The organism is Bacillus capparidis (assembly GCF_017832095.1).
In the GTDB taxonomy this organism is placed as follows: domain Bacteria; phylum Bacillota; class Bacilli; order Bacillales; family Bacillaceae; genus Bacillus; species Bacillus gobiensis.
The window spans coordinates 1,066,944-1,093,037 of the sequence record NZ_JAFDST010000002.1 but is presented as its reverse complement, the minus strand read 5'-3'; the positions used below and the strand labels follow the sequence as shown (position 1 = coordinate 1,093,037).

30 protein-coding genes are annotated in these 26,094 nt (G+C 40.9%); 17 read left to right on the top strand and 13 right to left on the bottom strand.

All coding sequences use genetic code 11. The features are described 5' to 3' along the window. Positions 1-492: 492 nt before the first annotated feature. From JOC74_RS12580 to JOC74_RS12565, 4 genes are all read right to left on the bottom strand, one after another. Positions 493-810, bottom strand: a complete 318-nt coding sequence (locus JOC74_RS12580; RefSeq protein WP_082364139.1) for a winged helix-turn-helix transcriptional regulator — start codon at positions 808-810, stop codon at positions 493-495. A 21-nt stretch (positions 811-831) separates the two neighbouring features. After that, complete coding sequence (locus JOC74_RS12575) at positions 832-1,371, bottom strand: NAD(P)H-dependent oxidoreductase (RefSeq protein ID WP_053604893.1); 540 nt, start codon at positions 1,369-1,371, stop codon at positions 832-834. Positions 1,372-1,498: 127 nt separating this feature from the next. Then, positions 1,499-1,948, bottom strand: coding sequence for a hypothetical protein (locus tag JOC74_RS12570; protein WP_053604892.1), 450 nt, complete (start codon positions 1,946-1,948; stop codon positions 1,499-1,501). 33 nt (positions 1,949-1,981) lie between these two features. Further along, on the bottom strand, positions 1,982-2,404 hold the full coding sequence (locus JOC74_RS12565; RefSeq protein WP_192841117.1) for an SRPBCC family protein: 423 nt from the start codon (positions 2,402-2,404) through the stop codon (positions 1,982-1,984). A 163-nt stretch (positions 2,405-2,567) separates the two neighbouring features. On the opposite strand from JOC74_RS12565, the gene JOC74_RS12560 reads away from it, so the two are divergent. From JOC74_RS12560 to JOC74_RS12550, 4 genes are all read left to right on the top strand, one after another. Beyond that, positions 2,568-2,801: a hypothetical protein gene (locus tag JOC74_RS12560; RefSeq protein ID WP_211086163.1), complete on the top strand. Its 234-nt coding sequence runs from the start codon at positions 2,568-2,570 to the stop codon at positions 2,799-2,801. 253 nt (positions 2,802-3,054) lie between these two features. Then, positions 3,055-4,287 (top strand): O-antigen ligase family protein, encoded by a 1,233-nt coding sequence (locus tag JOC74_RS12555; protein WP_053604889.1) that lies wholly within the window; start codon positions 3,055-3,057, stop codon positions 4,285-4,287. A 15-nt stretch (positions 4,288-4,302) separates the two neighbouring features. Further along, positions 4,303-4,449: a hypothetical protein gene (locus tag JOC74_RS23530; protein WP_225970258.1), complete on the top strand. Its 147-nt coding sequence runs from the start codon at positions 4,303-4,305 to the stop codon at positions 4,447-4,449. Then, positions 4,442-4,963 (top strand): YdeI/OmpD-associated family protein, encoded by a 522-nt coding sequence (locus JOC74_RS12550; protein ID WP_225970257.1) that lies wholly within the window; start codon positions 4,442-4,444, stop codon positions 4,961-4,963. Before JOC74_RS23530 ends, JOC74_RS12550 begins: the two co-directional genes overlap by 8 nt. A gap of 82 nt (positions 4,964-5,045) precedes the next feature. Here JOC74_RS12550 and JOC74_RS12545 read toward each other — a convergent pair whose 3' ends face one another. Then, positions 5,046-6,464 (bottom strand): flavin-containing monooxygenase, encoded by a 1,419-nt coding sequence (locus JOC74_RS12545; RefSeq protein ID WP_053604888.1) that lies wholly within the window; start codon positions 6,462-6,464, stop codon positions 5,046-5,048. Between the two features lie 665 nt (positions 6,465-7,129). Here JOC74_RS12545 and JOC74_RS12540 point away from each other — a divergent pair. Then, positions 7,130-7,885, top strand: a complete 756-nt coding sequence (locus JOC74_RS12540; RefSeq protein WP_053604887.1) for a glycerophosphodiester phosphodiesterase — start codon at positions 7,130-7,132, stop codon at positions 7,883-7,885. A gap of 375 nt (positions 7,886-8,260) precedes the next feature. Here the strand turns inward: JOC74_RS12540 and JOC74_RS12535 are convergent, their stop codons facing one another. From JOC74_RS12535 to JOC74_RS12525, 3 genes are read right to left on the bottom strand one after another with little or no spacing between them, the layout of a single operon-like run. Beyond that, positions 8,261-8,887 (bottom strand): MBL fold metallo-hydrolase, encoded by a 627-nt coding sequence (locus JOC74_RS12535; RefSeq protein WP_264080195.1) that lies wholly within the window; start codon positions 8,885-8,887, stop codon positions 8,261-8,263. Further along, positions 8,866-9,093: a hypothetical protein gene (locus JOC74_RS12530; RefSeq protein WP_053604885.1), complete on the bottom strand. Its 228-nt coding sequence runs from the start codon at positions 9,091-9,093 to the stop codon at positions 8,866-8,868. Before JOC74_RS12530 ends, JOC74_RS12535 begins: the two co-directional genes overlap by 22 nt. A gap of 50 nt (positions 9,094-9,143) precedes the next feature. Beyond that, positions 9,144-9,605: a MarR family winged helix-turn-helix transcriptional regulator gene (locus JOC74_RS12525; RefSeq protein ID WP_053604884.1), complete on the bottom strand. Its 462-nt coding sequence runs from the start codon at positions 9,603-9,605 to the stop codon at positions 9,144-9,146. 437 nt (positions 9,606-10,042) lie between these two features. On the opposite strand from JOC74_RS12525, the gene JOC74_RS12520 reads away from it, so the two are divergent. Continuing rightward, positions 10,043-10,882, top strand: a complete 840-nt coding sequence (locus JOC74_RS12520; RefSeq protein WP_053604883.1) for an alpha/beta fold hydrolase — start codon at positions 10,043-10,045, stop codon at positions 10,880-10,882. A gap of 102 nt (positions 10,883-10,984) precedes the next feature. On the opposite strand, the gene JOC74_RS12515 is transcribed toward JOC74_RS12520, so the two are convergent. Beyond that, a complete protein-coding gene (locus tag JOC74_RS12515; RefSeq protein ID WP_053604882.1) occupies positions 10,985-11,773 on the bottom strand; it encodes an aminoglycoside phosphotransferase family protein in 789 nt (262 codons plus the stop codon). Positions 11,774-12,045: 272 nt separating this feature from the next. Here JOC74_RS12515 and JOC74_RS12510 point away from each other — a divergent pair, with 272 nt between their 5' ends. Then, positions 12,046-12,948, top strand: a complete 903-nt coding sequence (locus JOC74_RS12510) for a protein phosphatase 2C domain-containing protein (RefSeq protein ID WP_053604881.1) — start codon at positions 12,046-12,048, stop codon at positions 12,946-12,948. Between the two features lie 28 nt (positions 12,949-12,976). Here the strand turns inward: JOC74_RS12510 and JOC74_RS12505 are convergent, their stop codons facing one another. After that, a complete protein-coding gene (locus JOC74_RS12505) occupies positions 12,977-13,756 on the bottom strand; it encodes a hypothetical protein (RefSeq protein WP_053604880.1) in 780 nt (259 codons plus the stop codon). Positions 13,757-14,339: 583 nt separating this feature from the next. Here JOC74_RS12505 and JOC74_RS12500 point away from each other — a divergent pair. The 4 genes from JOC74_RS12500 to JOC74_RS12485 all read left to right on the top strand — a co-directional run bounded on the left by JOC74_RS12500 (position 14,340) and on the right by JOC74_RS12485 (position 18,759). Continuing rightward, a complete protein-coding gene (locus JOC74_RS12500; RefSeq protein ID WP_211086162.1) occupies positions 14,340-15,047 on the top strand; it encodes a response regulator transcription factor in 708 nt (235 codons plus the stop codon). Then, entirely contained in the window at positions 15,044-16,045 is a 1,002-nt protein-coding gene (locus JOC74_RS12495; RefSeq protein WP_053604878.1) for a sensor histidine kinase, read from the top strand. The genes JOC74_RS12500 and JOC74_RS12495 overlap by 4 nt, the downstream gene beginning before the upstream one ends. 91 nt (positions 16,046-16,136) lie before the next feature. Continuing rightward, positions 16,137-16,901, top strand: coding sequence for an ABC transporter ATP-binding protein (locus tag JOC74_RS12490; protein ID WP_053604877.1), 765 nt, complete (start codon positions 16,137-16,139; stop codon positions 16,899-16,901). Then, a complete protein-coding gene (locus JOC74_RS12485) occupies positions 16,876-18,759 on the top strand; it encodes an ABC transporter permease (protein WP_053604876.1) in 1,884 nt (627 codons plus the stop codon). Before JOC74_RS12490 ends, JOC74_RS12485 begins: the two co-directional genes overlap by 26 nt. Before the next feature lie 84 nt (positions 18,760-18,843). Here JOC74_RS12485 and JOC74_RS12480 read toward each other — a convergent pair whose 3' ends face one another. Continuing rightward, on the bottom strand, positions 18,844-19,206 hold the full coding sequence (locus tag JOC74_RS12480; RefSeq protein ID WP_053604875.1) for a cupin domain-containing protein: 363 nt from the start codon (positions 19,204-19,206) through the stop codon (positions 18,844-18,846). 214 nt (positions 19,207-19,420) lie between these two features. On the opposite strand from JOC74_RS12480, the gene JOC74_RS12475 reads away from it, so the two are divergent. The 6 genes from JOC74_RS12475 to JOC74_RS12450 all read left to right on the top strand — a co-directional run bounded on the left by JOC74_RS12475 (position 19,421) and on the right by JOC74_RS12450 (position 24,132). Then, on the top strand, positions 19,421-20,038 hold the full coding sequence (locus tag JOC74_RS12475; RefSeq protein WP_245212890.1) for a cell wall hydrolase: 618 nt from the start codon (positions 19,421-19,423) through the stop codon (positions 20,036-20,038). Between the two features lie 425 nt (positions 20,039-20,463). Beyond that, positions 20,464-20,670, top strand: a complete 207-nt coding sequence (locus JOC74_RS12470) for a hypothetical protein (RefSeq protein ID WP_053604874.1) — start codon at positions 20,464-20,466, stop codon at positions 20,668-20,670. A 92-nt stretch (positions 20,671-20,762) separates the two neighbouring features. Then, on the top strand, positions 20,763-21,263 hold the full coding sequence (locus JOC74_RS12465; RefSeq protein ID WP_053604873.1) for a MerR family transcriptional regulator: 501 nt from the start codon (positions 20,763-20,765) through the stop codon (positions 21,261-21,263). Positions 21,264-21,276: 13 nt separating this feature from the next. Next, positions 21,277-21,738 carry an SRPBCC family protein gene (locus JOC74_RS12460; RefSeq protein WP_053604872.1) on the top strand — a complete coding sequence of 154 codons (462 nt, stop codon included), beginning with the start codon at positions 21,277-21,279 and terminating at the stop codon, positions 21,736-21,738. Continuing rightward, entirely contained in the window at positions 21,735-23,321 is a 1,587-nt protein-coding gene (locus JOC74_RS12455) for an MFS transporter (RefSeq protein ID WP_082364134.1), read from the top strand. The genes JOC74_RS12460 and JOC74_RS12455 overlap by 4 nt, the downstream gene beginning before the upstream one ends. Positions 23,322-23,457: 136 nt before the next feature. After that, positions 23,458-24,132 carry a hypothetical protein gene (locus tag JOC74_RS12450; RefSeq protein WP_053604871.1) on the top strand — a complete coding sequence of 225 codons (675 nt, stop codon included), beginning with the start codon at positions 23,458-23,460 and terminating at the stop codon, positions 24,130-24,132. Positions 24,133-24,220: 88 nt separating this feature from the next. Here the strand turns inward: JOC74_RS12450 and JOC74_RS12445 are convergent, their stop codons facing one another. Both JOC74_RS12445 and JOC74_RS12440 read right to left on the bottom strand, forming a co-directional pair. Then, the gene (locus JOC74_RS12445; protein ID WP_053604870.1) at positions 24,221-25,294 is read right to left on the bottom strand and encodes an ABC transporter substrate-binding protein; all 1,074 of its coding nucleotides are present in this window, start codon (positions 25,292-25,294) and stop codon (positions 24,221-24,223) included. Further along, on the bottom strand, positions 25,291-26,094 hold the full coding sequence (locus JOC74_RS12440) for an ABC transporter permease (RefSeq protein ID WP_053604869.1): 804 nt from the start codon (positions 26,092-26,094) through the stop codon (positions 25,291-25,293). The genes JOC74_RS12445 and JOC74_RS12440 overlap by 4 nt, the downstream gene beginning before the upstream one ends.

Here is a 26,094-nt window from a genome sequence, read left to right as displayed (position 1 = left end):
GTTGTTATATTAGTTTTTTTAATGTAAAAACAATTAGAACGGCCAAAATAATAGTTGGAATGATTAAGAAATTTAACGCAAGCACCGATAAATAACTTTCACGAAGAATTAATGCTATAACCGATATTGTAACCATGGCCCTTGTAGTATAAGTATAATGATTCTTTTTGCTAGACGTTACTAGTTTAATATTGAGATTACTGTTAGGTATTTAAGGTTTTATGACGAATACAATGTCAGAAATGTACCCATTTGTGCTCATTTCTTTTGCACTCTTAGCTTTTGTTTTAGGAATCAAAGAACTAAGAGTTAATCAAAATAAACCAATTACAATAATATTTTTTCTATCATCTGTTTTTTTTGTTTGTAATTTCTATTTTTCTCCTGTTTCTACCCCAGTGATCAAACCTGGTTTTAAACTTAAAAAAGGATGCCCCAATATAAAGTTTTAGGGAATCCCTCTTTTCTTCTAAAGTACCAAACTTACATATATCAAAGATGCAAGTGATCGCTTCCCCAGCTGCACATTGCTTTAAGAATGGGTTCAAGTGACTCGCCGTATGGCGTTAAAGAGTATTCAACTTTAGGAGGGATTTCATTATATATTACGCGGTAAATCAAACCATCTTGCTCTAACTCCCTAAGTTGATTCGTTAACATCCCTTGAGTAATTCCATCCAACTGTTTTCTCAACTCACCAAACCGTTTTGTTCCTTCTTCGGAAAGAATAAATAAAATTAACGGTTTCCATTTCCCTCCAATTACTTTTAGGGTAACTTCAATTGGGTATTTAAGTGATTGTTTTACCATCATAAACCCCCTTTTTATCGACTACTTAATCATTGCGTTGTGTGAACTTTGGATATGCTCCACGTATTTCCGCGCTTCTGATGAAATGTATTCATCCAAACCTGCATCTGCATTATATGTGACAAATATCGGGAGAAAGCTTCCGTTGCACTTCCATAGCGTGGCTTGGATAGGTCTGAAATATTCACTAATTGTAAACCAATTATCCCCGCCAGCACGGAATTCTCTTTCAGTTCCCCCTGCTGTGGTTGCAATAATAAACTCTTTCCCTTTTAGCTTATCGCCTTGCGACCCAAATGCCCATCCGTACGTCAACACATCATCAAACCATTTTTTTAAGAGAGGAGGGCAACTGTACCAATAAAAAGGAAATTGAAAAACGATACGATCATATTTTAATAGTAATGCTTGCTCTTGCTCGATATCAATGCTCCAATCGGGGTATTTTTGATAAAGATTCACAACTGTAATCTCTTCGTGCTTGCTCAACTCATGCATAAAAGAGCGGTTTGCTCGAGATTCCTCTAGATTAGGATGTGCAACGATAACCAGTACTTTCATATCAATCATCCTTTTCGATTTGTTTTTCTAACTAAAAATGATTATTTCATGCTGAAATAAGAATAAAAAGTACTTATTTTTTTCGTACTTAGTACGTTTTTTCGTACCATTGGGAGGATAAAGGTCTCTACAAAGTAATCTCCCAAAATTCAAGGTCTTCCATCACGAGGTCATAGCTTGTCTTAATATCCGCCCATCGAATACTTCGTTTATGTGAAATTGGCAGATATTCTTTCCCGTTTAAACTAGTAAAATATTCAATAATTCCGGAAGCTTGAACGGCTTCTTCAAGGTACGAATATAATAGAGTTAAACACTTTTCTTCCATCGAATTCCCGTTTACTTGATATTTCAACGGCAGGAAATTATGACTGGCCGCTACTTGATGTTTGAATGAAAAGTGGGCACTATAGGTAAATCTTGCTTTCTTTTCGCTATTGTAATTATTTTCAAAATATAAATGTGTGAAATCTAATTCCGTTTTAAAAACATTTGGTTGTTCCGGCGATACAGGGTTTAAGCCAAACGAACCCGTAGGCAGTCTCATTGGCGAAGCGATGTAGATATATTGAGTCATACTCTTACTCCTTTTATAACGGTATTGCCAAAGCTATTTCACTAATGCTGCTCTCAAATTGACACCATATTCTAAATAACCCTTTAAACAGGTCAACATGTAAACCCAGCCCTCTTTATTATCTATTAATTGATTGATTAACTCCGTATCATTTTCTTTAAAACCTTCTTGGTTAACTTCAATAATGGTACTCGAATCATCCGACTCTTTTAGCTTAATCGTAACAATATGTCCTTCCTCATCTTGAAAGATGATTTTGCTATTTTTCTCTACTTCCAATATTTCTATATCGCCTTGGGCATCGTATTCCTCATACCTCAATGTTATCGTCTTGCCCTCTTCCCATCTCTCAGAGCTCGACGAGAACCAAAAACTCCCGATTTTTTCAGGGTCTACAAAGGCTTCGAATACTTCATTAGCTGGCTTTCCTATTTTCATTTTCGTAAGGTTGTTCACACTTATCAACTCACTTTCTATTTTTTTCCTCTTCCTCCTTCTATATTGGCATGGAATATTGGGTAAGTAAATGAACCATCACAGTAGAAAGGAATTTCTTATGTTGAAAAATACTATAAAATCTCGGCTTGTAGATATAGGAGGGAGGCGAATTATTTCGCAAGTGGGCAGAAAAAAATCGCAAGAGGTCGCAATAAATGCCGAACTGGGCAAAAAAAATAAAAACCGGTCACAATTATTCCCGAAGTGGGTAGAAAAACCGGGGGTGAGTGGATGTACATCCACGCTGTTGAATGACCGGCGGTGGCCGTTTTTTTGTCATGTTGGAATAGGTGAGAAATCAATGCAGGGGGAGGACGAATTATTTTTCAAGTGGGCAGAAAAAAATCGCAAGTGATCGCAATAAATGCCGAACTGGGCAAAAAAAATAAAAACCGGTCACAATCATTCCCGAAGTGGGCAGAAAAAACGGGGGTAAGTGGATGTGCTGCCATTTTAGCAGGTTAGATTGATAATTGGTATTCATTGTCTTGTATCCCCTAAGAAAGGTATAATACAGTAAATAAAAGAAACTCACTAAATATTAAATGTACCTCGTCGTTCTCTATTTCTACTAAAATTCATTGCAAATATCTCTGCAGGAGGTCACTATGAACTGGTTTACTTTTGTTTGCTTAAGTATTGTCTTTCTCATCACTCCTTTTCAATGGGGCCTGTATTATGAACCGGACATCCGTCTTTGGGAATTGTTAATTTTTGCACTGTTTATTCTTAATGTCATCTGGTATTGGGTGAAAGAACCCGAGGTTTTAATAAAAAATAAGTTGTATTTCCTTGTCTTGCTTTTGCCCTTTATGTATTTGATCACGGTTCCTTTTGCTTTAAACCAAGAAGGCAATTGGAATACGATTTTCAGATTTTCTACATATGCTTTCTTTTTTCTTCTATTAATTTGGACGAAGGAATCGCCGAGGGTCAACAGGCTCTATCCGTACGTCTTTCACGTATTGGGAGCTGCGTTTCTGCTTTTTGCTGTTGCCAATCTGTTTGGTCTGATTCGGCTTGACATGTTTATGGTTGGCTGTGAACCAACACGTTCATGCGGACCGGTTCGGTATCCGAATACGTTTGGCGCGATCATGGGCGCCTATTGGTTTTATATCTTTGCGATCTTTATTCGTCGAAAAACGTTTCGTAGGTTAGACGTTCTTCTCATTATTTTGCTTGCCGGATATGGTGCGATTCTATTGCATACGTATTCTCGGGGATCCTATATCTTTTTTGCGGGTACATTTGCTCTGGCATTTCTTCTCTTAATCAAGCAATGGAAAAAATTCATTTTGTTTTCGGTTTCTGCCCTTGTGCTATTTCTGGTTGCGTTTAATTTATTAACCTTCGACCAGCATAAAGGGATTCGATTGATTCCTGACAGTTTAATAACGAGAATCTCGGAAATCAGTCTCTCGACACAAAATGCAGTTACAAGGTTTGATTTCTACAAAGAAGCGTTAGCTATGAGTAAAGAATCTCCGTTGATTGGCTTTGGCGGCGACAGCTGGACAATCTATTATCCTAAGTATGCGAATCGATTATTCGGGCTTAATCAAGTGCACAACGGGTATCTGGACTTCTTGATCGAGATTGGCTGGATCGGCATAGCAGTATATGCTCTGTTTTTTGGTCTGATGGTCTTCCTAATTTTTAAATCTGGAAAAGCATTAAAACATCGAATTGGGGTTATTTTGGCATTAACGATGTTGTTCGGACATGGGATGGTTGATTATGACTTTTCATACGGGACCTATTGGCTGCTTATTTTCTGGTTAATTGCCGTAGGGGTTGGTGTCCGCCCGTTTGCGAAAGAAAATATTGTTTACAGATAACTAGGGGACTCCCGAGTGAATTCGACGAAAAGTATTGTTGAAAAGCTAAATCTGAATAAATATCCAACCAAGCTGATTCTAAATCTCCCTGATGATATTCATGACTTCAATGAATTGGAATATGACACTGATATTGAAAAGGGTCTTTATCTTCGTGTTTAGCTTGGAGGATTTTGCGAAACAGCTTCAGTACGTGATCGAAAAACTAGTCATAAGCGATAAAGGCTATTTATTCTTTGCGTATCCCAAGAAGAACAACCGGCAATACAAAGAGTATATCGACCGTGACAGCTTCTATGAGGCAATCCCTATGGATGAGGAAGGGTTCGTTTACGAAAGCCGCTTAAAGTTTTCAAGAATGGTCAGTTTAAACGAAGTGTTTACAGTAGTTGGCCTCAAGTCAGATCCGAAGAAAGCGAATAAGGCCGGCACACAAAAAAGTCAATGTGTTGATGACTATATTAAGAACGTTGAAGATATAAAGCAATATTTGAGCAAGAATGAAGATGTATTGAAAAGATACAATGAATTAACCTTTGGCTATCAAAAGGATTGGGCGCGATACGTTTATAGCGCCAAAAGAAAAGAAACACAAGAAAAACGATTGCTGGAGATGGAAACAATCGTAGGAGAAGGCTATAAATCGATTGATTTGTATCGTAGAAACAGGAAATGAGAAACGTTGTATTTATTCGATCAGTTGGGGAAATCCCACTGATCGAATGGTCCATTTTGTACGTAGCGCTTAAGCCTCTTACTTACTCTTTTCTCGGCCACTCCCCGACAAATTCAACCTCATCATATTCGAAGAAGTTTTTCAGAATGTCTTCGCGATCATCAAGGAAAAGCTGATCCGCCACCGCAGACGCAAGCTTCGGAATAGCGTGTCTCATACCTGATAGTGCAGAGGCTGAAAGACCGCAGCTGATTAAAGCTGAGTAGTTAAAGGCAAACAACCCATGCAGGAGCCTTTTTCCTTTTTCATCACGGCTGGTGAGCGCAAAGCCGGGGCTGAGGTAAGGGTGCGCGTCAAGCACTGGATTCGCCGCCTCTTCCGGAGCCTTATAGATGTCTCCCCAGCGGGCGATATGGCTTTCTACAGACTGCAGCTCCGGACGCAAAGCTGGATCGGTGAGAAGGCCGGTACTGATGATCAGGAAGTCGAAAGTGAATTTGCCCTGAGGCGTTGTCACTACTGCCCCCTCGCTTGTCGCTTCGACATCAAGCCATGGAGCGCCTAAGTGCAGCTGAAATCCTGGCCATGAGGCGGCGCGTTCAAATGTATCATTGGTTGGCGGCTGATTTTGCTTAAAGAAATGGGAGATCACCGCATATTTATCTTCGTCTGACAAGGCGTGGAAGCGTTCGATCATGCCGGAAACCTCCATCTGGCGGATCGGATTGATTTGAGGCAGCTTCTTGCGGCGGACAAAGACATGGGCCTCAGCCACACCTTCTGTTAGTGCAAAATTGGCATTATCAAAAGCAGAGGCTCCGCCGCCTAAAATAGCAATCTTCTTGCCTTGAAGCCCTTCAAAATCAATAAGCTTAGAAGTGTGAGAATAGAGATGACTCGGTAATTTTTCAGAAATCATCTGCGGTACATGCCATTCTCCTCCGCCCTGTATGCCGGTGGCCAGAATGACTTTGCGTGCCAGTAAGGTGTCTGATGGTGCTCCCGCTCCTTCGATATGAAGGCGGTAGATCCGTTCTTCAGTTGGCTCGATCTGCTTAAGCTTTACCTCATTCATGACAGGCAGATTGAGAACCTTCCGATACCAGCGCAAATAGTTCATCCAGTCGCCTCGTGGAATCTTATCGACTTCTTCCCATCCTTGCGGGCCGAATTGCGCTTCCCACCAGGAGCGGAAGGTCAGAGAAGGTACCCCGAGGTCAATGGAGGTCAAATGCTTGGGCGTTCGCAGCGTCACCATACGGGCATAGGTTTCCCACGGACCTTCTAATCCTTCCGGGTTTTCGTCGATGACGAGGATATTGGATACCCGCTCGCGCAACAGCCCGAAGGCAGCTCCTAAGCCGCATTGGCCGCCGCCGATAATCACTGCATCGTAAACATGTCCTTCCGAAGACCTATGCTTGCGCACCCAGTCTGGTCCCCCATAGGCAATATAGGAAAGATCTGTTTTCACTTGTTCGTTTAAAGCCTCTACACTCATGATTTTCATTCCCTTCAACTATGTCTCTAAGAGTTCACAATCTTTCCCGCATATGCTAAAGCTGTAATATGTTCCTCTTTTATCCACCCCAAAGAGAAAACACAGCTTAATGTAATGTTTTATAACATCATATGTGCTTATCTTATATCTTATCATGTCAATAATTATATTGAATGTTTATAATGTCTAAAATTTCTAGAACAAATTGTTCATAATCACTAGCAGGGAGCTGCCGGGCACAATGAATCCACTAGAGACCGAGATTTTTTAGTCCAATTCAGTTGAGTAATCTAGTCATCCTGTTATGTTGACTAATTGTAAAAACGCAATGCTATTAAAGCGCTTATTATTAAGTGATCTTAGTCTTTATGTAATGAATATGTAATAAACGGTCTTTGTTAATATTTGCGTGATAAATTAAAGGTGTTGCCATCGGCGGAGCAAGCCTTTGGATGTCAAATGGCAAAAACGAAGCCGAACATCGAACAAGTGAACGCCGCGATTAATAAATCGAACGATGCAAGAGGCAAATAATTTTAAATCATTAAGCAAAGAGTAGAGAATAAAGCTATAGATGTAGCTTTGTTCTCTATTCCTTTTTATCCGCTAACTACAGACTGTAAGCCCTTCACTGAATCAATTTATAAATGAGAGGATTGAGGAAAATGAGACAAACGAAAATATATGGCCATCGCGGTAGCATGGGAATTACTCCGGAAAACACGTTATTAAGCTTTCGTCATGCTTTGGATTCAGGCGTTGATGGGATCGAGCTTGACGTGCAGCTGACAAAAGACGGAGAAGTCGTTGTGATTCACGATGAAACAATTGATCGAACGACAGACGGTACAGGATATGTGAAAGAGTACACGCTAAATGAAATACAGCAATTTAGTGCAGGCATAAAATTCTCACATTTCGAACTGTTTGATAGAAATGTTTGGGAGAAAGAGCGGATTCCGACGCTGGCAGAAGTGTTGGAATTGATTGCTCCTTATCAGATTGAGTTAAATATCGAATTAAAAACCAATATTTTTGCTTATGAAGGCATCGAAGAAAAAGTATTAGCCATTGTGAATCAGTTTGATTATGCCGATAAAATTATTTACTCATCCTTTCATCTGCCTTCCATCCTAAGATTAAAAAAGCTTGAACCAAGTGCAAAAATCGCATGGCTAGTCCTATATGAACTGAGCCGCCCTTCTGAATACGTTGAAAGCCTGGAATTAGAGGGATTACACCTCCACAAAGATTTATTGCTGCAGGGTGATGTTCAAAGTGCCGATGATTTTAGCATCCGTGTGTGGACGGCCAATGATGAAAAGGAAATAGAACAATTATTAAGCACGAATCACGTTGAAGCGATTATGACGGACTTTCCGAAGGAAGCCATTTCGTTAAGACATGCTATCAAAGTGTAAAGCTGTTTCATTCGTATGACGACCAATGCTGGGTTTTTCTAGGCGGACGATTGGTTGTGGTTTCATACATAGATCGCTTCCGTCAAATTTTCTTTTATTCGACCGTATATCACTATATTGAAGAGCCCTTTGTATTTTAAGAAAGGGCTCTTTTTTCACTATATTAAAGTAATAAGGAATTTTTCAAAACTTTTGATTCATACTAAAGACGTGTTCACTATTTTCTATATTCGATCATGATTGTTCCTAAAATAGAGTTTTGCCTTTTCTTTTTACTCATATCAACCCTCCCGCTTTATTATTTGACATTAACAAAAGATTTGATTTTCCCCTCCTCGAAATCTCTGGGTAGAGCTTCTCTTGATAAATCAGCAATCACACTTCTACAACAGTCCCCACATTACAATAAAAGAATCTATCCCCAAATTCATGCGCCAACTGATTAGCGACCTGAAGTCCTGTACAATGTGAAACGCCTAAGTATTGCAAATTCATCTCTTTTAATGCCTGAATACTTTTATCTTTCTGCTCTTCGCCAACGGGTGATAAATGGGTACCGCCGATGACAGTATGAATGCGGTTTTCACCTGTCTTTTGAACAGCGTAATTAAGTATATTGATGATCCCTGCATGGGAACATCCGAGAATCACAAACAAGCCTTTTTCGGTTTTCATAATAATGGACTGGTCATCCGTGACTGGATCTTGGACATACCCGTCTTTTGTCTTCAAAACGATATCGGTATCGCCGGTCTCAAAATTCGTAACCCTGGGAACCTCTCCCGTTAGGAAAACATCTGGCGCAATTTCGCTGAATTCTGTGTTGAACTTAAAGTTTGCCCCGTTGCTTTCAAGTGCAACTTTTGAAAAAGGAACTCCGATGTATTTGTGGCCTTCGCGTACAAGATATCCCTCTTTGAACAACTCTGGATGTGCATAGACATTAATCGGTTTTTCCCTGGCTGATTTTACAGCTTCCATTAAACCCCCTGTGTGGTCGATATGATGATGACTAAGTATGATTCCTTTAATGCTGGATAAATCTTTTTTAAATACATGAGCATTATTAAGTAGTGCCTTTCCTGTCCAGTATCAAAAAGATAGTTTCCGTGGTTTGTTTCCAGAAAAACGGCCCAGCCGTGTTCTGCAATCGCTCCTAAGTTACCGAATACACTGTTTTCAGAAAGAACTGTTGCCCTGAATTTCATATCAAATCCCCCTAAATTAGTTTAGATACTAAACTATATACTTAAAAAAATTATTTCTCCAAAAACTCATTTAGCTTTTGAATGCATTTTTCGAAAATTTGGATCTCCTTTTCGTCTAGTTGAGCGCTAAGTTCTTTGTAAAAATTCAGATGTAATTCTTCGTGGACACGGAAAGCGTTTTTTCCTTTTTCAGTCAGTGAGATGATTACAGCCCTAGAATCATTTGCGTGAGGGGAACGTTTAACGAGACCTTTGGATTCTAGACGACGGAAAATCTGCGTAACAGCACCTTTCGTAATACTGAGACGGGCAGCAAGCTCGCTCATAAGGATACCGCCTTCGCAACCAATTGCGTCGATCGTGTGAATTTCGCTGGGCGTCAGTGGTCCACCTTCCCCGAAAGTACGAGGATGGCGTTCGAGTTGTCGCAGCTTCATGATTAAACGGCCAAGATTTTGACTGCCTGTTTTACTGCTATTATGGTTATTTGATTGGATTTTATTGTTATTCATAATTTTAGTTTAGTAGCTAAACTTTTATTCGTCAACAATTTTATCACTTAATCGCTTAAAGAAAATTGTTTCTTAATCTGACTTATGCATATTTATCTGATAATCAGACATTTAAATCAATATCAAGAAACAAAAAAACATCTATAATATTCATTTACAGGAATATTCTCAAAAGGGTATATTGAATGCAGGAACACTAATAAAAGAAATTCGAACCATGATAACAAACAATAGTCCTGCCAAAGGTGATTCTTTACCGGCACTGAATTGGATGAAGAGGTAAACAGCTTTCCTGCGTGCTCCAAACGGCAACACTTTTAGAGTACGAAGGAAAGACACAGCTCACATTAACACGACAGCAGTACCTTGTAGGTATGGAGGAAGGATGGGAGAAAAGCCTAGATCTCGCCGAAGAACTAAAATAAGGGGTGATTTTTATGGAAAAAGTAATTTCAAAAGACGGTACCACTATTGCTTTCGATCGACTGGGTGAAGGGCCGGCGATCATATTGGTAGGCGGTGCGTTAAGCTACCGATCGCACGGGAAACAGGTGCAGCTAGTCGAGCTCTTGGCGAAGCACTTCACGGTAATTAACTATGACCGTCGGGGGCGGGGGGATAGCAGTGACACGTTGCCGTATGCGGTAGATCGTGAAATTGAAGATATCGAGGCATTGATAGATGAAGCAGGTGGATCTGCATTTGTGTACGGTATGTCCTCAGGTGCAATCCTTGCCCTTGATGTCACTAACAAGCTTACCAATAAAATCAAGAAGCTTGTGGTGTTTGAGCCGCCGCTTGTCCCCGACAACAGTCGTCCTCCATTGCCTGAGGATTACGTAGAACAGATCAACGAGGCTATAGCGGCTGGTAACCCCAGTGAAGCGGTCGATATCTTTTTGACGCAGGCAGTGCTCATTCCTCCTGAATACCTGCCAGCTTTGAAGGAAGACCCGATGTGGAAAGACTTTAATGCTGTGGCACACACACTGGCCTATGACGGTATTATCGCGAAAGATGTGATGGCGGGCAAACCGTTACCACCCAACAAGTGGTCATCAGCAACCTCCCCCACACTAGTGATAAGCGGCGGGAACAGCGAAAAGTTTTTCCATGACTCTGCAAAAGCGATCATCAATAACCTAACCGATGCGAAGTATCATGTTTTGCAAGGCCAGGGCCACGACGTTGCCCCGGAAGCCATCGCTCCCGTGTTAGTAGAGTTCTTAAACGGCACCGGTCAGAGCTTTGTCGCGGCGACAAACAAAAAAAGTTAACGGAAAACAGTCCGCAATTTTTTTTACCTGAGGTTAGGGAATCTCCCTAATCTTTTTGTATTTGGTGTGAAAAATCCGCATTTGATTCCAGGAGAACACTCCCTATTTTAAATTCCACTCATGGGCATGATTACGTATAAATTTAATATCTTTTTGATAATGATCGTAATGACCTTCACTGATCATATTTTGAAAAGCAGTATCGCCTTCATTCGCTTTTCTGGTCATCGTCTTGCATAGGCCTTCTAATCGTAATAATACGAAGTCAATAATTTCAGTCGGTACCTTCTCCCCATAGGATTCAAAAAATAATTTAACTCTCTCTTCTCGAAGCTTTGCATGCAATAAAGGATCATAATGAATTTTCTCACCTTTTTCAGAAAGATAAAATCTGCTTAAAGGCACACAAGTATAGAGAGTATACGCCACGTCCCAAAGCTTAGGGCCAGGTCCGGCAACATCAAAATCAATAATTCCTACAGGCGTCTTATTATGAAAAATAATGTTATAGATAGCAAAGTCATTGTGGCACAACACCTCTGCCTTTTTAGGAGTGTTGTCTAACCATTCCCAATCATCATCTATTGGAAAATCACTGACGGAATCATGATAACGACGTTGCATTTTGGCAATTTGACTTAAAACGTCATTTGACCACATATAGCTCTTTAATGGATAATTTCCCGCTTCCCCTTCGAAAAAAGATAATATTTCTCTGCCCTTCTCATCGATGCCTAAAAACTTTGGAGCATAATCAAATTCTTTATCTGATAAGTGGATTAGTAATTTATGAATTTTAGTGCTGTTTGACTTCATTTTCCGTCTAACGGTATTTCCAACACGACATACTTTAGAGACATTTCCACCGGTTAATATCTCTTCGTTTGGCATATGGCCTCTCCTTTCTCATAGAACTGAATAACTTAGAGTTTCAATTCACACACGTAAAACTCCTTTAGATTCTGGCTCGTATGTTAGAGAAAAGTACACCTTTCTGTAGAACATGACGGCGGTACTATTGCCATAGTCTTAATTTATTGATAATTGTGCATTTCATTATTCATAAATATATAATTAATAGTATGGTAAATTCAGGGGTGAAGGATTAGTTAAAGGATTTTTCGAGTGCTGATTAAGTGAAATTTTATGAGGAGGGGTTCAAAATGATTCGTTTCGAGAAATGCTCTATAAAAGGATCTCGAGAATTAAATGAGGATGTGCTTGTTGTAAACGAACAGGATCAAATTTTTGCTGTGATTGATGGGGCGACATCTGTAACCCCTTATAAAAATCGTAATGAAGAAACTGGCGGCTTTATTGCAGCGAATTTATTAGGGTCATTTTTACAGGATGTTGATAAAACCAGCAGTCTTGAAAATCAAGTGCTTCTGGCAAATGACTCATTACACGAATTGATGGTTGAAAGTGGTATCGATACGAATAAAAAAACGGATTTGTGGAGTGCAGCTTTTGTTGTTGTACGTATTAAGGAAACAACGCTTGAATATGTTCAGACAGGCGATTGTATGTTATTTGCCAGATATTCAGACGGGCAGATACGAACAATTACTCACGATCAAGTAAGCAGGTTTGATTCGAAATCTTTAAAAAAATCACTCGATGGAAAGCGGTTAGGCTATCACGATCCGAATGAATTATTTCAATACTTACTCCCAACAATCAGAGAAAATCGGAATATGGCGAATACGTTTGATGGATATTCTGTATTAAATGGAGACCCGAGGCTGGCCGACTTCTTGGAAAAAGGAACGATAAACCTATCCGGTGTGGAGAGGATTTACATGATATCTGATGGATTGTTTTATCCTTCAACGTCAATCGAGGAAAAAACAGACTGGAATGCTATCGTATCAACAATTGATCATTTCGGAATATCAAATTATGCAAACAAAGTGATTCAAATGGAAGAATCTGATCCTCAGTGTGATAAGTATCCCAGATTGAAAACATCTGATGATAAAACTGGAATCGTCATTGACCTAAGCCAGAAAAGAGAATTTGCAAAATCGGAAACTGTTCAGCATGCAACAGCTAAAGATGTATAAAAAAGGATAAGCATCAGCCTATCCTTTTTTAATTCTCTACGGATGTGATCATTTTCAACGCTTCTACAGGATCTGAAGTATTTGGCACGGCTTCATACACATCTTGACCGTTTTGCCAAATGGCTGCGTTATGACCCTCGTTTTCATAATCGACACTGATCTGGCCATATTTGTTCGGGATTGGCAGCGTATTTGTCTCAAGAAATTCAACCATATCTTTTGCATCGTCTTCCAAATTAATCGCATTATCTGTATTGGCTCTTAAATTTAAAAACCATCTGCCTTCGTTCCAGCTTAGATATTTTGAACCGGCGGCACCTTCCTGCAATCCTTTAATCCCGTGTCCCAAGTCGATATTTTCTTGCTGAACCTCTTGATAGCCTGTCTCTTCTTGAGCTGATTGTGCTGAATCGTATTTCGTTCCCGTCAATGTGACAAGTTGATTCTCTTCGCCAAGATCGTTCAACTCCGCGTCATTAATTTGCAGAGGCTTGTCTGTTTGAAAAATAATCACGCTGTATCCGGCTGATTTGTTGTCAATGGCGGCGCTGTAATAGGTATTATCATCTTTAGGAATATCGGTTGGGGCGACAAACGGCACGTCTGTTTTTAAATTGGCTTCGACGTCTTTTAGTAAAGCTTCGAGTGACGTATAGCTTTTCTCAGAAGTGTTTTCATCCTGGGCGTTATTAGATTGATCAATAATTTGTACTTGATGCTGATTCGATTGAACCCCTTTCGCTGATGAGCAGCCTCCTAAGATTAATGTAGGAACAAGCAAACTAGATGTAAGAATCATTTTTTTCATGCGATGCATCCCCTTCCATTATTTGGTCACTCATAAAACGATTCCCTAGATGAAATGAAAAATAACATCCTCAGGCATTTTTTTATATTCTTTTCCTTTTCGTCTGTTTCCCTTGCTGTAGTTTCCTTCTGATAGATTTTAAGAAAGGCATCAGATCGGAGCTTTCCGTAAATGACTTTTACAATTCACTGTTCCTTGCCACTTTCATTTGAGTGAAGTATATAGGTACTTTCCGTTCTATAGCTTTCTGTTTCATTTGTTGTTATTGCATAATAAGCTTCAACTGCGATTCTTAGTGAATTTATTCAGCTGCTGGTTTTAAATCCCGCTGTTGTCGTTTGTATGCCAATACCCCGAAGATAACAAATAGTGCTGTAACGCCGAGTTCAATTTCTAATTTTTTCAACGTATCCTCCTTTCTTTATTGGTATCAGTAAGTACATTTCACATTTTATAAGCAACCGCTTCATGAAGAAATTGATTCATCTTTCAATTCACTTACACGGCTGTAAGGTAGCCCGTGTCTTTTGTGAATCTTACTATTACATGCCATAATATACCTAAGCAAAGGAGAGTCGGATAAATGCAAAAAATTATGATCGTAGAAGATGATCCGAAAATCGCGGAATTGCTGCATTCGTACATTATGAAATACGGGTATCACGTCATTTTAGTCACTGAATTTGACCATGTGATGGATGAGTTCAGGAAAAACAAGCCCGATTTGGTTCTTCTCGATATCAATCTGCCAAGCTTTGACGGATATTATTGGTGCCGGCAAATTCGTACAGAATCGATTTGTCCTGTTCTTTTTATTTCGGCACGTACAGGGGAAATGGATCAGGTGATGGCTTTGGAAAACGGCGGGGATGATTTTATTACGAAGCCGTTCCACTCTGAAATTGTCATGGCGAAAATTCGAAGCCATCTGCGCCGGGCTTATGGAGAATATGCGCATAAGACTGAGGAGCGGGTGCTGGAAAGGGACGGGCTTCAGCTTTTCCCTGAGAGGCTGGAATTAAAATTCGGAACAAATATGGCTTCTTTGACAAAAAAAGAATCGGACATAATTGAAAGTTTAATAGAGCGGTACCCGAGAGTTTCCGGACGAGAAGATTTACTTGAAAAGCTATGGGACGATCTCGCGTATGTAGATGAAAATACACTTAATGTGAACATTACACGCGTCAGGAAGAAATTTCAGGAGCTCGGTATAGAAAACGCGGTAGAAACTGTGCGGGGCGCAGGATACCGCTTGAACGTATCTTGGGCAAAGGCGGGAGAGGAATGAAGCTTTTTTTCAAAGAGCATTCGCTATTAATTGCCGTTCAGACGCTGCAATTTTTCTTCATTTTGTTGATCTACTGGCTTGACGGGTACAGGAACATCAGGCCAGCGCTTTATGCCGCTTTCCTCGGATTTTTCTTTCTCGGATGCTACCTTCTCTATCACTATTATAGCCGCCGCAGGTACTATCAGCGTCTTAGCCAGCCATTGGAGTCGCTTGACGATTCTTTTCAAAAAACGGATCTGTCGCCTGCAGCAGAAGCGCTGGACCAGTTATTGCATAGCCAGTACAAATACTATCGCCAGGAATTAAAAGCGTCAGAACGCGATCGAAATGAGCATCTGATGTTTATGGATCAGTGGGTGCACCAAATGAAAACACCGCTGTCCGTTATTGAACTGACGGCGCAAAACCTGGATGAGCCGGAATCTTCCAATATACGTGAAGAAACGGAGCGAATGAAGATAGGTTTACATACGATTCTGTATATGGCTCGGCTTCGTACAATCGAGAAGGATTTTCACGTCAAACCGGTCCATTTATCGAAAATAGTTCATGAAGTAAACAGTGACAATAAGCGCTTCTACATCCGCAGCCAGGTATATCCGAAATTGCAGGAGCAAAAGGAAAACATGACAGTGGAAACCGATGAGAAATGGTTGTTTTTTATCCTGTCTCAGTTCGTGAACAATGCGGTGAAATATTCTAAGGGAATAAGCAATAACATCGTCATTATCCTTTATGAAAAAGATGAGGAAGCAGTACTGGAGGTGGCCGACTTTGGGGTCGGCATTCCTGATATGGATCGAAAACGAGTTTTTGACCCGTTTTTCACAGGGGAGAATGGCCGGAAATTCAGGGAATCAACGGGAATGGGCCTTTATGTAGGCAAGTCAGCTGCGGATCATCTAGGTCACCGAATCGAGCTGGAAACGGAGGAGGGTAAAGGTACGACGATCCGAATCATTTTCACGTCAACACAAAACCTTACATCCATGTAATATAAGTGAAAGAAGAATCGATAGTTGCCCCTCTTTATCTTTAGGTACACTGATCACAGATCGAATGATAAATACGAAAGGAGATCTTGTGATGCTTCAAGTAAAACAAGCGAGTAAAGTTTATGAAGGGAAAATTGCTTACCGGGCATTGACGGATATCAATTTAACCATTGATAAAGGTGAATTTGTCGGAATTATGGGACCATCCGGCAGCGGGAAAACAACACTGTTGAATATGATCGCAACGATTGATGAACCGACAACGGGCGAAGTTTTACTCGACGGTCGTAATCCGCACCTGCTGAAAAAAGATGAATTGGCGAAATTCCGCCGCCGTGAGCTGGGCTTTGTGTTTCAAGATTTTAATTTGCTCCACACATTGACTATTGAAGAAAACATCGTTCTTCCTTTGACACTGGACGGAAAAAACGTTAGTGATATGAAACAAAAGGCAAAAGATATTGCCGGAAAACTTGGGATTTCAGAAATCATGAAAAAGCGTATTTTCGAGATTTCGGGTGGACAAATGCAGAGAGCAGCTGTGGCAAGAGCTATGATTCATTCGCCAAAGCTCTTGCTTGCCGATGAGCCGACAGGAAACCTTGATTCCAAGTCGTCTAAGGATGTCATGGAAATGCTAGAAGCAATCAATCGAAACGAGCAGACAACGATGATGCTTGTCACCCATGATCCTCAGGCAGCCAGCTATTGCAATCGGGTCGTCTTTATCCGCGACGGGAAGTTTTATTCGGAAATTCACCGCGGCGATAACCGCCAGGCTTTTTTCCAAAAAATTATCGATACACTTTCCTTGATGGGAGGGAATGCAAATGACCTTTCGTCAGTTCGCGTTTAATAACGTTACCCGCAATAAAAGGCTGTATATAGCGTACTTCCTTAGCAGCATGTTTACGGTGATGGTATTTTTTACTTTTGCAGTTTTTGCTTTTCATCCAGCATTAAGCGGTGATGCTCTGAATTCAGATATGGGCGGTAAAGCTTCCTTTGGACTTTATGTGGCGGCAGGTATCATTTACGCCTTTTCCTTTTTCTTCGTTTTATACTCGATGAGCGCCTTTCTTCAGTCTCGTAAGAAGGAGTTCGGGGTATTGATGGTTCAGGGAATGTCTATGCGCCAGATTCGAACGATGGTTTTTCTGGAAAACATGCTGATCGGATTTTTTGCGACCATCGGAGGAATTGCTCTCGGATTGGTATTTACCAAGGTGATATTACTGGCAGCGGAAAATGTGCTGATAATCGAAAACAAGCTGAATTTCTATTTTCCGCTGATGGCCATTCTTTTAACGCTTGCTTCCTTTATTGTTTTGTTTTTGTTCATTTCATTCTTTGTTTCCTTTGTGCTTCGCTCCAGAAAACTGATTAACCTAATAAAAGGTGACAAGAAATCGAAAGGGGAGCCAAAGGCGTCAATCTTTTTAACGATTCTGGCCGTTTTATTGCTTGCCTCCGGTTATTGTTTAGCTTTGATGACAAAGGGAGTTCAGGTGTTTAATGTCATGCTTCCGGTGGTTATCGTTGTGATTCTAGGGACGTATTTATTGTTTACTCAGTTAAGTGTATTTGTGATTCGAAGACTTAAGAAAAAGGATACCGTCTTCTGGCGTAAAACAAATATGCTTTTGTTTTCTGATCTATCCTTTCGGATGAAGGATAATGCGCGGACGTTTTTTATGGTGGCTATTATTTCAACCGTCGCATTTAGTGCGATCGGGACTCTATACGGATTACATTCACTGCTCACCGGATCAACAAAGAACTTTAATGCCTATACTTTTTCGTACACCTCTCAGGAAGATAATACTGAGGAAGAGAAGGATGTAGCTTTTATTAATGAAACGTTAAATAACAAGCACATTGAGACAGAGAAGATGGAAACGATACTCGGGTACTTTGATATGAATGGACAGGAACAATTGATCGCAAGACAATCTGATTATAATCAATTTGCAGAGTTGATCGGGGAGAATAAAATTGAGCTGGCTGACGGAGAAGCAAAAGTTGTAGACTTTGAAGGATACCCATACAGCAATGGAAAACAATTGCTCAATGAACCAATCCCTCTTGAATCGGGACTGCAGGTTCAGCCAAAAGAAATCATCCAGTCAAAAGCTTTACCTAATTTGAAATCGTATTATGTTGTCACTGATGAAGATTATGAACAGTTGAAAAATCCGATAAATGTAGAAAGAATCTATGCCTGGCAGGCTGAATCAGGAAACAAGCAGACAGTGATTGAGGCGGGAGAGATTTTATCGAAAGACCTCGAGCCCTATCAACTCAAGGCTAAGGATTACGAATTGTATGATATCAATAGACAATTCGGTCCGGTCTTGTTTATTGGATTATTTATCGGCGTCGTCTTTTTCGTCTCTGCCGGAAGCTTCCTTTATTTCCGCCTTTATTCCGATTTAGACGATGATAAACAGAAGTTTAAAGCCATTGCCAAAATGGGATTGACCGAAAACGAACTGAAAAAAGTGCTGAACAGGCAAACTGCGATTCTTTTCTTCGCGCCAATTTCTGTCGCTCTTATCCATGGAGCCATTGCACTTACAGCCTTGTCCCATGCGTTTCAATATGATTTATTTAAAGAGTCTGCCGTGGTGCTTGGTGTCTTTTTCGCCATACAGGTGATCTACTTTTTCGTCGTCCGCTTCTTCTATTCGAAGCAGATTCAAGCAGAAATCTAAATTGTTGTGCCTAACAAGGAAGTTGTCTTGTTAGGCATTTTTTAATGGACTGCGTGTTTAATAAGAAAATTCTTTTTTCTAGTTTTACACCTTTTTCACATGATGAACAGATCGCTCGTTTTGCACGTTTCCTGTATTTAATAATTCGTATGGTTCGATTAAAGCTACATATGCTTCTTCTTCTGCCAAAGGCATGTGTTCTACACCTTTAGGGATTACTACCATTTCCCCCTCTTTTAAAACTATATCTTGATCCCGAAGCTTTATTGTAATTTGACCTTTCACTACTAAAAATAATTCATCGGAATCATCGTGATGATGCCATAAAAATTCCCCTTTAATTTTAACCAATTTCATTGAGGAATCATTTACACTAGCAACACTTATAGGCTGATAATAGTCGTGAATCTGATCAAACGCAGATAAAAGATTTACTTTCTTTATCATTTCTCCCCTCCGGCTTTGCGTCTTATTTTCATATTAGCAGAATGATGATGTCAGGCAACTGAATTGCCAGCAAACAAGAAGAAAGTAATTGAAGATGCTGCTTCATTCATCGAGCGAGGAGAGCACTTAGAGGTTCGAGACCGACAAAAAGAATATAGTTATATCGAAAAATCTACTGTTGTATTAGAAAAATATAATTGTAGGATGTGGTATTTTGAGGTTAAAAGTAATAATTCCGGTTGTTGTTTTTACGTGTTTACTGTTTATTGCCCCCAATTCAATCTTTGCGCAAGAAGTTTTACATAAAGGAAGTCGAGGAGAAGAAGTTTATAAATTGCAAGAGGATTTAAAAAAAATGGGTTACTTTACTGATCAGCCGACAGGGTATTATGGTTCTATTACAGATAATGCTGTTAGACAATTGCAGCTAGATACTGGATTATCACAAGATGGAGACGTTGGATCCGAAACACAGCAAAAATTAGATGATATAGAAATGATGGCAAAGGTTGTTCAGGGAGAAGCACGCGGTGAGCCGTATGAAGGAAAAGTTGCTGTAGCTGCTGTTATTATAAACCGAGTGTCAGAATCAGGTTTTCCTAATAATACTCACGATGTTATTTTTCAGCCAAATGCTTTTACAGCTGTAAATGATGGTCAATATAATTTGACTCCTGATAGCGATTCTTATCATGCAGTGATTGATGCTTTAAAAGGCTCGGACCCTACATTCGGTTCGGTTTATTATTATAATCCAACTATAGCAACTAATGATTGGATCTTCACTAGGGAAACAGAGATTAAAATAGGAAACCACATATTTGCAAAGTAAAAGATAACCTAAAAATCCCTCAAATCAAGGTTCTTTCATATGTGTAGCTTTCAAAGAAAGTTGCACTGAAAAAAGTCCAACCGTTTAAAAAAAGTTTGATCAAAATCTGAACTGAAAGTATATTCTCTCTAATTAGCCTTACAGGGTGCTCAACAAAAAAAGAACTAGTCTTAAAGCCGATTTCCTTCACAAAGGGGAATCGGCTTTATTCTAATTAGATTTATAGTAGGAGATTAAATAGGAGATACAAAGTTTTAAAGCTTAACTTATTATGAGGATGTGACTAATCAGGGATTTCTTGGGATAAAAAGCTTTTTTGATAGGAATAACAGCAAGGTGTTAAGAAGTTAATTTTAGATGAATTTAATAGAGAGACAGCAGGAATTTAGGGGGATTTTAGATAGAAGCGGGTTAGGGGTGAAAGTATGCAAAGCAATAAAGAAGATTCTTCATTTAAAGATATCTCTTGGAAAAGTTTTTTCTTAATGTACGGCATTTCCATAACGATACTATTCGGGGGCGGGTTCTTGATTCGATTTTTTCGTGATGGTGATTTTTTTATCCTTGAATTTGTTGCAGGAGTTATTGGTGTTATTTTATTATCGGTCGGTGTTTTTTTAAAGAACAAATAACTATACTACTACTCCATCCTTAACTTGACCCTTACGTCACGTAATGGTTTATATTGAAGTTACCGGTAAAAATAGTCGCGCGAGATGAGGGGATGGTCATCGAAAGTAAAAAGTATTGGAAAGTAGGAGAACTTGCAAAGCTAACAGGATTAACAATTCGAACTTTACGATATTATGATCAAATTGGCTTGTTTTCACCGTCCGTCTATTCTGATTCTGGATACAGACTGTATGACGAATCTGACATATCGCGATTGCAGCAAATTTTAACCTTAAAGGATTTGGGCTTATCGCTGGAGGAAATTAAATCTATTTTATCTGATGACAATTACAATCCATTCGACGTCGTATCACTTCAAATAGCCCGTCTAAAGGAAAATATCAGAATTCAACAAAAACTTTTAAAGGAATTACAGAATGTATCTAGCCTTATGCAAAATCATGAACCACCGACTGTTGAGGATTTTACAAATCTATTAGGAATGATGAAGAAGAGTCACGAGAGATATTTTGCCGAAAGGAAAATGAACATGGAATACCAATTCGACAGGCTCGGCAATTTTCTTGCCAAGCATCCGAATGAACCAAACTAAGGAGGAATATGTAATGAGCAAACGATTTGTAACGCATGATACTTTTGTGATTGAAAGGGCTTACGAATCCCCGCCTGCACAGGTGTTTTCGGCCTGGGCGGATCCTGTAGCCAAGGCCAAGTGGTTTACGAAGTCTGACGAGTTCGATTTTCGAGTCGGCGGGCGAGAGAGCAGTCGGGGTGGTCCTCTTGATGGACCTGTATACACTTTTGACGCCTATTATCAGGAGATCGTTCCTGACGAGCGCATTGTTTATTCCTATACCATGGATCTCGATGAAACTCGCATTTCCGTATCAGTGACAACAGTGGAGTTCAAGCCTGCTGAAGGCGGAACACAGCTGATTTTCACCGAACAGGGGGCATTCCTCGACGGCCATGATTCACCAGCCGACCGTGAGCACGGAACGAAGATTATGCTGGACAAGCTGGGAGAGGAGCTGCAAAAAGAGTACTCTCCTAGGAGCAAGGGATGAAGAGCACCATGACTGGGAGTGACAGTCAAGCTGGCATACGGGAGTGGATCGGTCTGGCAGTGCTGGTTCTGGCTTGCTTGATCGTTTCTATCGATGTTTTCGTACTAGTCCTTGCACTGCCGTATTTGAGTGCGGACCTGGGTGTAAGTAGCATTGAACAGCTGTGGATTATGGACATCTACGGGTTTATGCTCTCCGGGTTCTTGATTACGATGGGTACTTTGGGCGATCGCATCGGCCGGCGTAAGCTGTTGTTGCTGGGGGCAGCGGCATTTGGTTTGGCTTCAATACTAGCGGCATTCTCCACGAGCCCCGAAATGCTGATCGCGGCCCGCGCTCTGCTTGGCATCGCTGGGGCTACGTTGGCTCCATCTACCCTGGCGCTGATCAGCAACATGTTTAACGATCCAAGGCAGCGGGGTCTGGCCATTAGTATATGGATGGCAGGCTTCATGTGCGGAGCAGCCTTTGGCCCGTTAATCGGGGGTGTAATGCTGGAAAACTTATGGTGGGGCTCTGTATTCCTGCTAGGCATACCTGCGATGATACTGCTGCTCGTGCTTGGTCCTGTGCTGCTGCCTGAATATCGTGACACGAATGCCGGACGTTTGGATCTAGTGAGTGTCATACTTTCGTTAGGAGCGATCCTGCCCATCGTCTATGGCTTTAAGGAACTGGCCAAGAACGGTTTGCATCCGCTGAATATCTTCGTCATCGTGGCCGGCTTGGCTGTTGGTGTGATATTTGTACGACGTCAACATGCTCTTCACGACCCGTTGCTTGATCTTCGACTGTTTATCAACCGCGAGTTAAGCACAGCGATGGGTGGGCAGCTGTTTTGCACCATGCTGATGGGGGTGATTATGGTGTTAGTCACTCAGTACCTCCAGCTTGTCGAGGGATTAACGCCATTGAGAGCGTCTTTGTGGATGATACCTGCTGTGGCAGCGCAAATGACTAGTTTCTTGCTATCACCTCTTCTCGCACGTCGAATCCGTCCGGCATATTTGATAGGAGCCGGATTGGCTGTCTCGGTGACTGGCCTCTTCTTGCTCACCCAGGTCGATATGAGCACCGGTATCACGACGTTGGTGATTGGTTACGCCCTCACGAACTTCGGTTCAGGGCCGCTAATGACCCTGTCACCCGATCTGATCGTCGGATCCGCTCCTCCCGAGAAAGCGGGATCTGCAGGAGCGATGTCTCAAACTAGTAGTGAGTTAGGCTTCGCCTTAGGACTTGCTGCACTAGGCAGCATTGGCACATCTGTGTATCGTAACCAGATTGCTGATGGCATTCCCGCAGGTACCCCAACCGAGTCAGTACATGCCGCCAGTGACACTCTTGTCGGAGCTGCAAAAACAGCTCAAAATTTGCCAAGTGAAATTGGTATGCAGCTCCTCGCCTCTGCTCGCGAGGCGTTCGCCAGTGGAATGAACACAGTTGCCACGATCAGCGCCATACTTTTGATCGGTGTTGCTGTATTTGCAGTTACCCTTCTCCGTCATATACGACCTAGCGGAGAGACACAGCAAGAACAGGTCGACAGTATTCCAGCCCCCGTAACCGACACCGAGAACTAGCCATGCTAGTTATATAAAAGAGTTTGGCCATAGTAAGGAATTAAGGCTTGTAAGGTCTCCTGAATACTTTAAAGACTAATATACGATAATGTATATTAGTCTTTAGAGTACACAATAAGGAATGAGGAGCATCTTCATGAGACTAAATTTTCTACCTATATTATTACTAGTTTTAATAGGAATTCTAGCAGGGTGTCAAGAAGGCAGCTCTTCAAATGAATCAAAAGAGGCAGCAAGCGCAGCTGAAGACAGGGAAGCTAAGGATATTAAAATCAACGAAGCTCCTGAAAATGTCACTTCTCCTTCTGATGCCGCGATTCATCAGTATGAAGTTTCTTTTAAAAACGGTGAGAAGGCTTTTCCAGAAACAAGCTCTATCATCACCGAAACAACGCTAGGCAATCATAGTATAGTGGCGATTCGTTCTCCGGAAGGGAAAAATAAGTATACCGTTTTTCTCTATGAAAATAAAAATGAATGGATAATGAATGGATTTATGAGATTAGGAGTAGCAGAGGAAAATTCTTTTACAGGTAATGGCTTGAATTTACCAATGAAAAAATTTAGTTCAAGCAATATTGAATTGGCAGATAAGAATCAAGAAGCTTGGGCATTTGTTGATGAAGAAAAAATCATTACCATTGCTAGATTTAATCAATTATCCTTCGAGGAGAACCCAGAAACGAAAATTATTTCTCTCAATAACGGATATGAAGCTTTTATCTCGAAAGATAAGTTCAAAAATAGCTTTTTGTACTATTTTGATACTGAAAAAACGGTTGTTGTTTCAGGGAACGTAAAAGAAAAATAGCTTGTTGAATTAGCAAATTCATTACCTTCCGTTGTTCCTCCCGACTTCCCAAGTGCAGAAAAATAGGGTATCCCAACTTCAGGATCCCCTACTTCCGATGCATTTTAAATTTCAAAAATAACTCATTATAATAAGCCAGATTTTTTCGCCCGAGGTTCTCATATACCTCCAGCTTCTCCGTTAGCTCCGGCGGGGGATAGAATCTTTCATCAGCGACCATTTCTTCCGGCATGTATTTAAGAGCCTCTTTGTTTGGTGTCGAATAGCTGACGTATTCTGTATTTTGCGCTGCAACCTTCGGATCGAGCATGAAGTTAATAAATTGATGGGCCGCATCCACGTTTTTTGCCGTTTTTGGGATGACCATATTATCGAACCACAGGTTGGAGCCTTCCTTTGGAACGACATACTCCAAATCTTCATTTTCAGCCATGATTTCTGATGCTACACCTGACCATACGAGGCCAATCGCCGCTTCTTTATTTTCAAGAAGCATCCGGTTTTCGTCTCCGACAATGGCTTTTACATTTGGGGTTAGCGTGTCCAGCTTTTCCTTCGCTTTCTCCAAATGGTCCTTGTTTGTATCGTTAAGCGAATAACCTAAGCTGTTCAGTCCCATTCCGATGACTTCTCTCGCGCCGTCGATCAAAAGGATTTCATTTCTTAGATCAGAATCCCACAGGTCGTTCCAGGTCGTAATTTTCGTGCCGTTCAGCATGCTTGGGTTATAGACAATGCCGACGGTTCCCCAGAAATAAGGGATAGAGTACTGATTGCCGGGATCAAACGGGAGATTCATAAATCGCTCGTCAATATTCTTTAAATTCGGAAGCTTCGAATGATCGAGAGGGATGAGCAAGTCCTCCTGTCGCATCTTATCAATCATATATTCCGATGGGACGGCAATATCATACGTCGTGCCGCCCTGTTGGATTTTTGTCATCATCGCCTCATTGGAATCAAACGTTTCATAAATCACCTTGATGCCTGTCTCTTTTTCAAAGCGATCGATTAACTCGGTATCAATATAGTCGCCCCAGTTATAGATCGTTAACGTGTTGCCGCCTGAAAAGCCCTGCGAGGCGTTCAATCTCGCTATTGCAAATAAAAGCACCGCAGACACAAGGATAACTGTTAGAAAAACACGGATCAGTTTATTCATTTTCTAACCCCCATTCCACTCGGCTTGTTGCGCTGTGTAATAAAGTAGTAGACGATGACAAGCAGGATCGTGAATAGGAAAAGCAAGGTCGATAAAGCGTTAATATTCAATGAGATTCCGCGGCGCGCCAACGAATAAATTTCAACGGAAAGTGTGGTAAACCCGTTTCCAGTCACAAAGAAGGTAACGGCGAAATCATCGAGTGAGTACGTTAACGCCATAAAGAAACCGGCGAAAATTCCGGGTGTAATATACGGTAAAATCACCTTTGTCAGCACATCCAGCCGGCTCGCCCCAAGATCCAGAGCCGCGTCAATTAACGTCGGGCTCATCTCCGATAATTTCGGCAGTACCATCAGGACAACGATCGGAACGCTAAAAGCGATATGGGACAGGAGCACCGAATAAAAACCAAGCTGTATTCCGGCCATCGTGAACAAGATTAGAAAGGATGCTCCGATAATCACGTCGGGACTGACAATCAGCACATTATTTAACGATAACCACGTATTTTTCGTTTGCCTCCGTTTAAACGAGCGAATCTCCAAAGCACCGATCACACCGATGATGGTCGAAATGAGCGCCGATAATAAAGCAATCACCGCAGTATTTAAAACAATAATGAGGAGCCTTGTATCGCTAAACAATTCTTTGTACCAATCCAAGGTGAAGCCTTCGAAATTGTACATCGTCCCCCCGCTGTTAAACGAGTAAATAACTAGGAAAAAAATCGGTGCATAGAGGATGAAAAAGACCCCAACCAAAAATACTTTAGATAATGGAGATATTTTTTTATCCAC

Coding starts and splice junctions, on each gene's coding strand:
- JOC74_RS12510 (WP_053604881.1), top strand. CDS start 12,046: ATGATTCGTTTCGAGAAATGCTCTATAAAAGGATCTCGAGAATTAAAT.
- JOC74_RS12580 (WP_082364139.1), bottom strand. CDS start 810: ATGGTAAAACAATCACTTAAATACCCAATTGAAGTTACCCTAAAAGTA.
- JOC74_RS12555 (WP_053604889.1), top strand. CDS start 3,055: ATGAACTGGTTTACTTTTGTTTGCTTAAGTATTGTCTTTCTCATCACT.
- JOC74_RS12480 (WP_053604875.1), bottom strand. CDS start 19,206: ATGATAAAGAAAGTAAATCTTTTATCTGCGTTTGATCAGATTCACGAC.
- JOC74_RS12495 (WP_053604878.1), top strand. CDS start 15,044: ATGAAGCTTTTTTTCAAAGAGCATTCGCTATTAATTGCCGTTCAGACG.
- JOC74_RS12515 (WP_053604882.1), bottom strand. CDS start 11,773: ATGCCAAACGAAGAGATATTAACCGGTGGAAATGTCTCTAAAGTATGT.
- JOC74_RS12570 (WP_053604892.1), bottom strand. CDS start 1,948: ATGACTCAATATATCTACATCGCTTCGCCAATGAGACTGCCTACGGGT.
- JOC74_RS12500 (WP_211086162.1), top strand. CDS start 14,340: ATGCAAAAAATTATGATCGTAGAAGATGATCCGAAAATCGCGGAATTG.
- JOC74_RS12485 (WP_053604876.1), top strand. CDS start 16,876: ATGACCTTTCGTCAGTTCGCGTTTAATAACGTTACCCGCAATAAAAGG.
- JOC74_RS12445 (WP_053604870.1), bottom strand. CDS start 25,294: ATGAATAAACTGATCCGTGTTTTTCTAACAGTTATCCTTGTGTCTGCG.
- JOC74_RS12520 (WP_053604883.1), top strand. CDS start 10,043: ATGGAAAAAGTAATTTCAAAAGACGGTACCACTATTGCTTTCGATCGA.
- JOC74_RS12545 (WP_053604888.1), bottom strand. CDS start 6,464: ATGAGTGTAGAGGCTTTAAACGAACAAGTGAAAACAGATCTTTCCTAT.
- JOC74_RS12540 (WP_053604887.1), top strand. CDS start 7,130: ATGAGACAAACGAAAATATATGGCCATCGCGGTAGCATGGGAATTACT.
- JOC74_RS12505 (WP_053604880.1), bottom strand. CDS start 13,756: ATGAAAAAAATGATTCTTACATCTAGTTTGCTTGTTCCTACATTAATC.
- JOC74_RS12470 (WP_053604874.1), top strand. CDS start 20,464: ATGCAAAGCAATAAAGAAGATTCTTCATTTAAAGATATCTCTTGGAAA.
- JOC74_RS12525 (WP_053604884.1), bottom strand. CDS start 9,605: ATGAATAACAATAAAATCCAATCAAATAACCATAATAGCAGTAAAACA.
- JOC74_RS12450 (WP_053604871.1), top strand. CDS start 23,458: ATGAGACTAAATTTTCTACCTATATTATTACTAGTTTTAATAGGAATT.
- JOC74_RS12490 (WP_053604877.1), top strand. CDS start 16,137: ATGCTTCAAGTAAAACAAGCGAGTAAAGTTTATGAAGGGAAAATTGCT.
- JOC74_RS12465 (WP_053604873.1), top strand. CDS start 20,763: ATGGTCATCGAAAGTAAAAAGTATTGGAAAGTAGGAGAACTTGCAAAG.
- JOC74_RS12575 (WP_053604893.1), bottom strand. CDS start 1,371: ATGAAAGTACTGGTTATCGTTGCACATCCTAATCTAGAGGAATCTCGA.
- JOC74_RS12455 (WP_082364134.1), top strand. CDS start 21,735: ATGAAGAGCACCATGACTGGGAGTGACAGTCAAGCTGGCATACGGGAG.
- JOC74_RS12460 (WP_053604872.1), top strand. CDS start 21,277: ATGAGCAAACGATTTGTAACGCATGATACTTTTGTGATTGAAAGGGCT.
- JOC74_RS12530 (WP_053604885.1), bottom strand. CDS start 9,093: ATGAAATTCAGGGCAACAGTTCTTTCTGAAAACAGTGTATTCGGTAAC.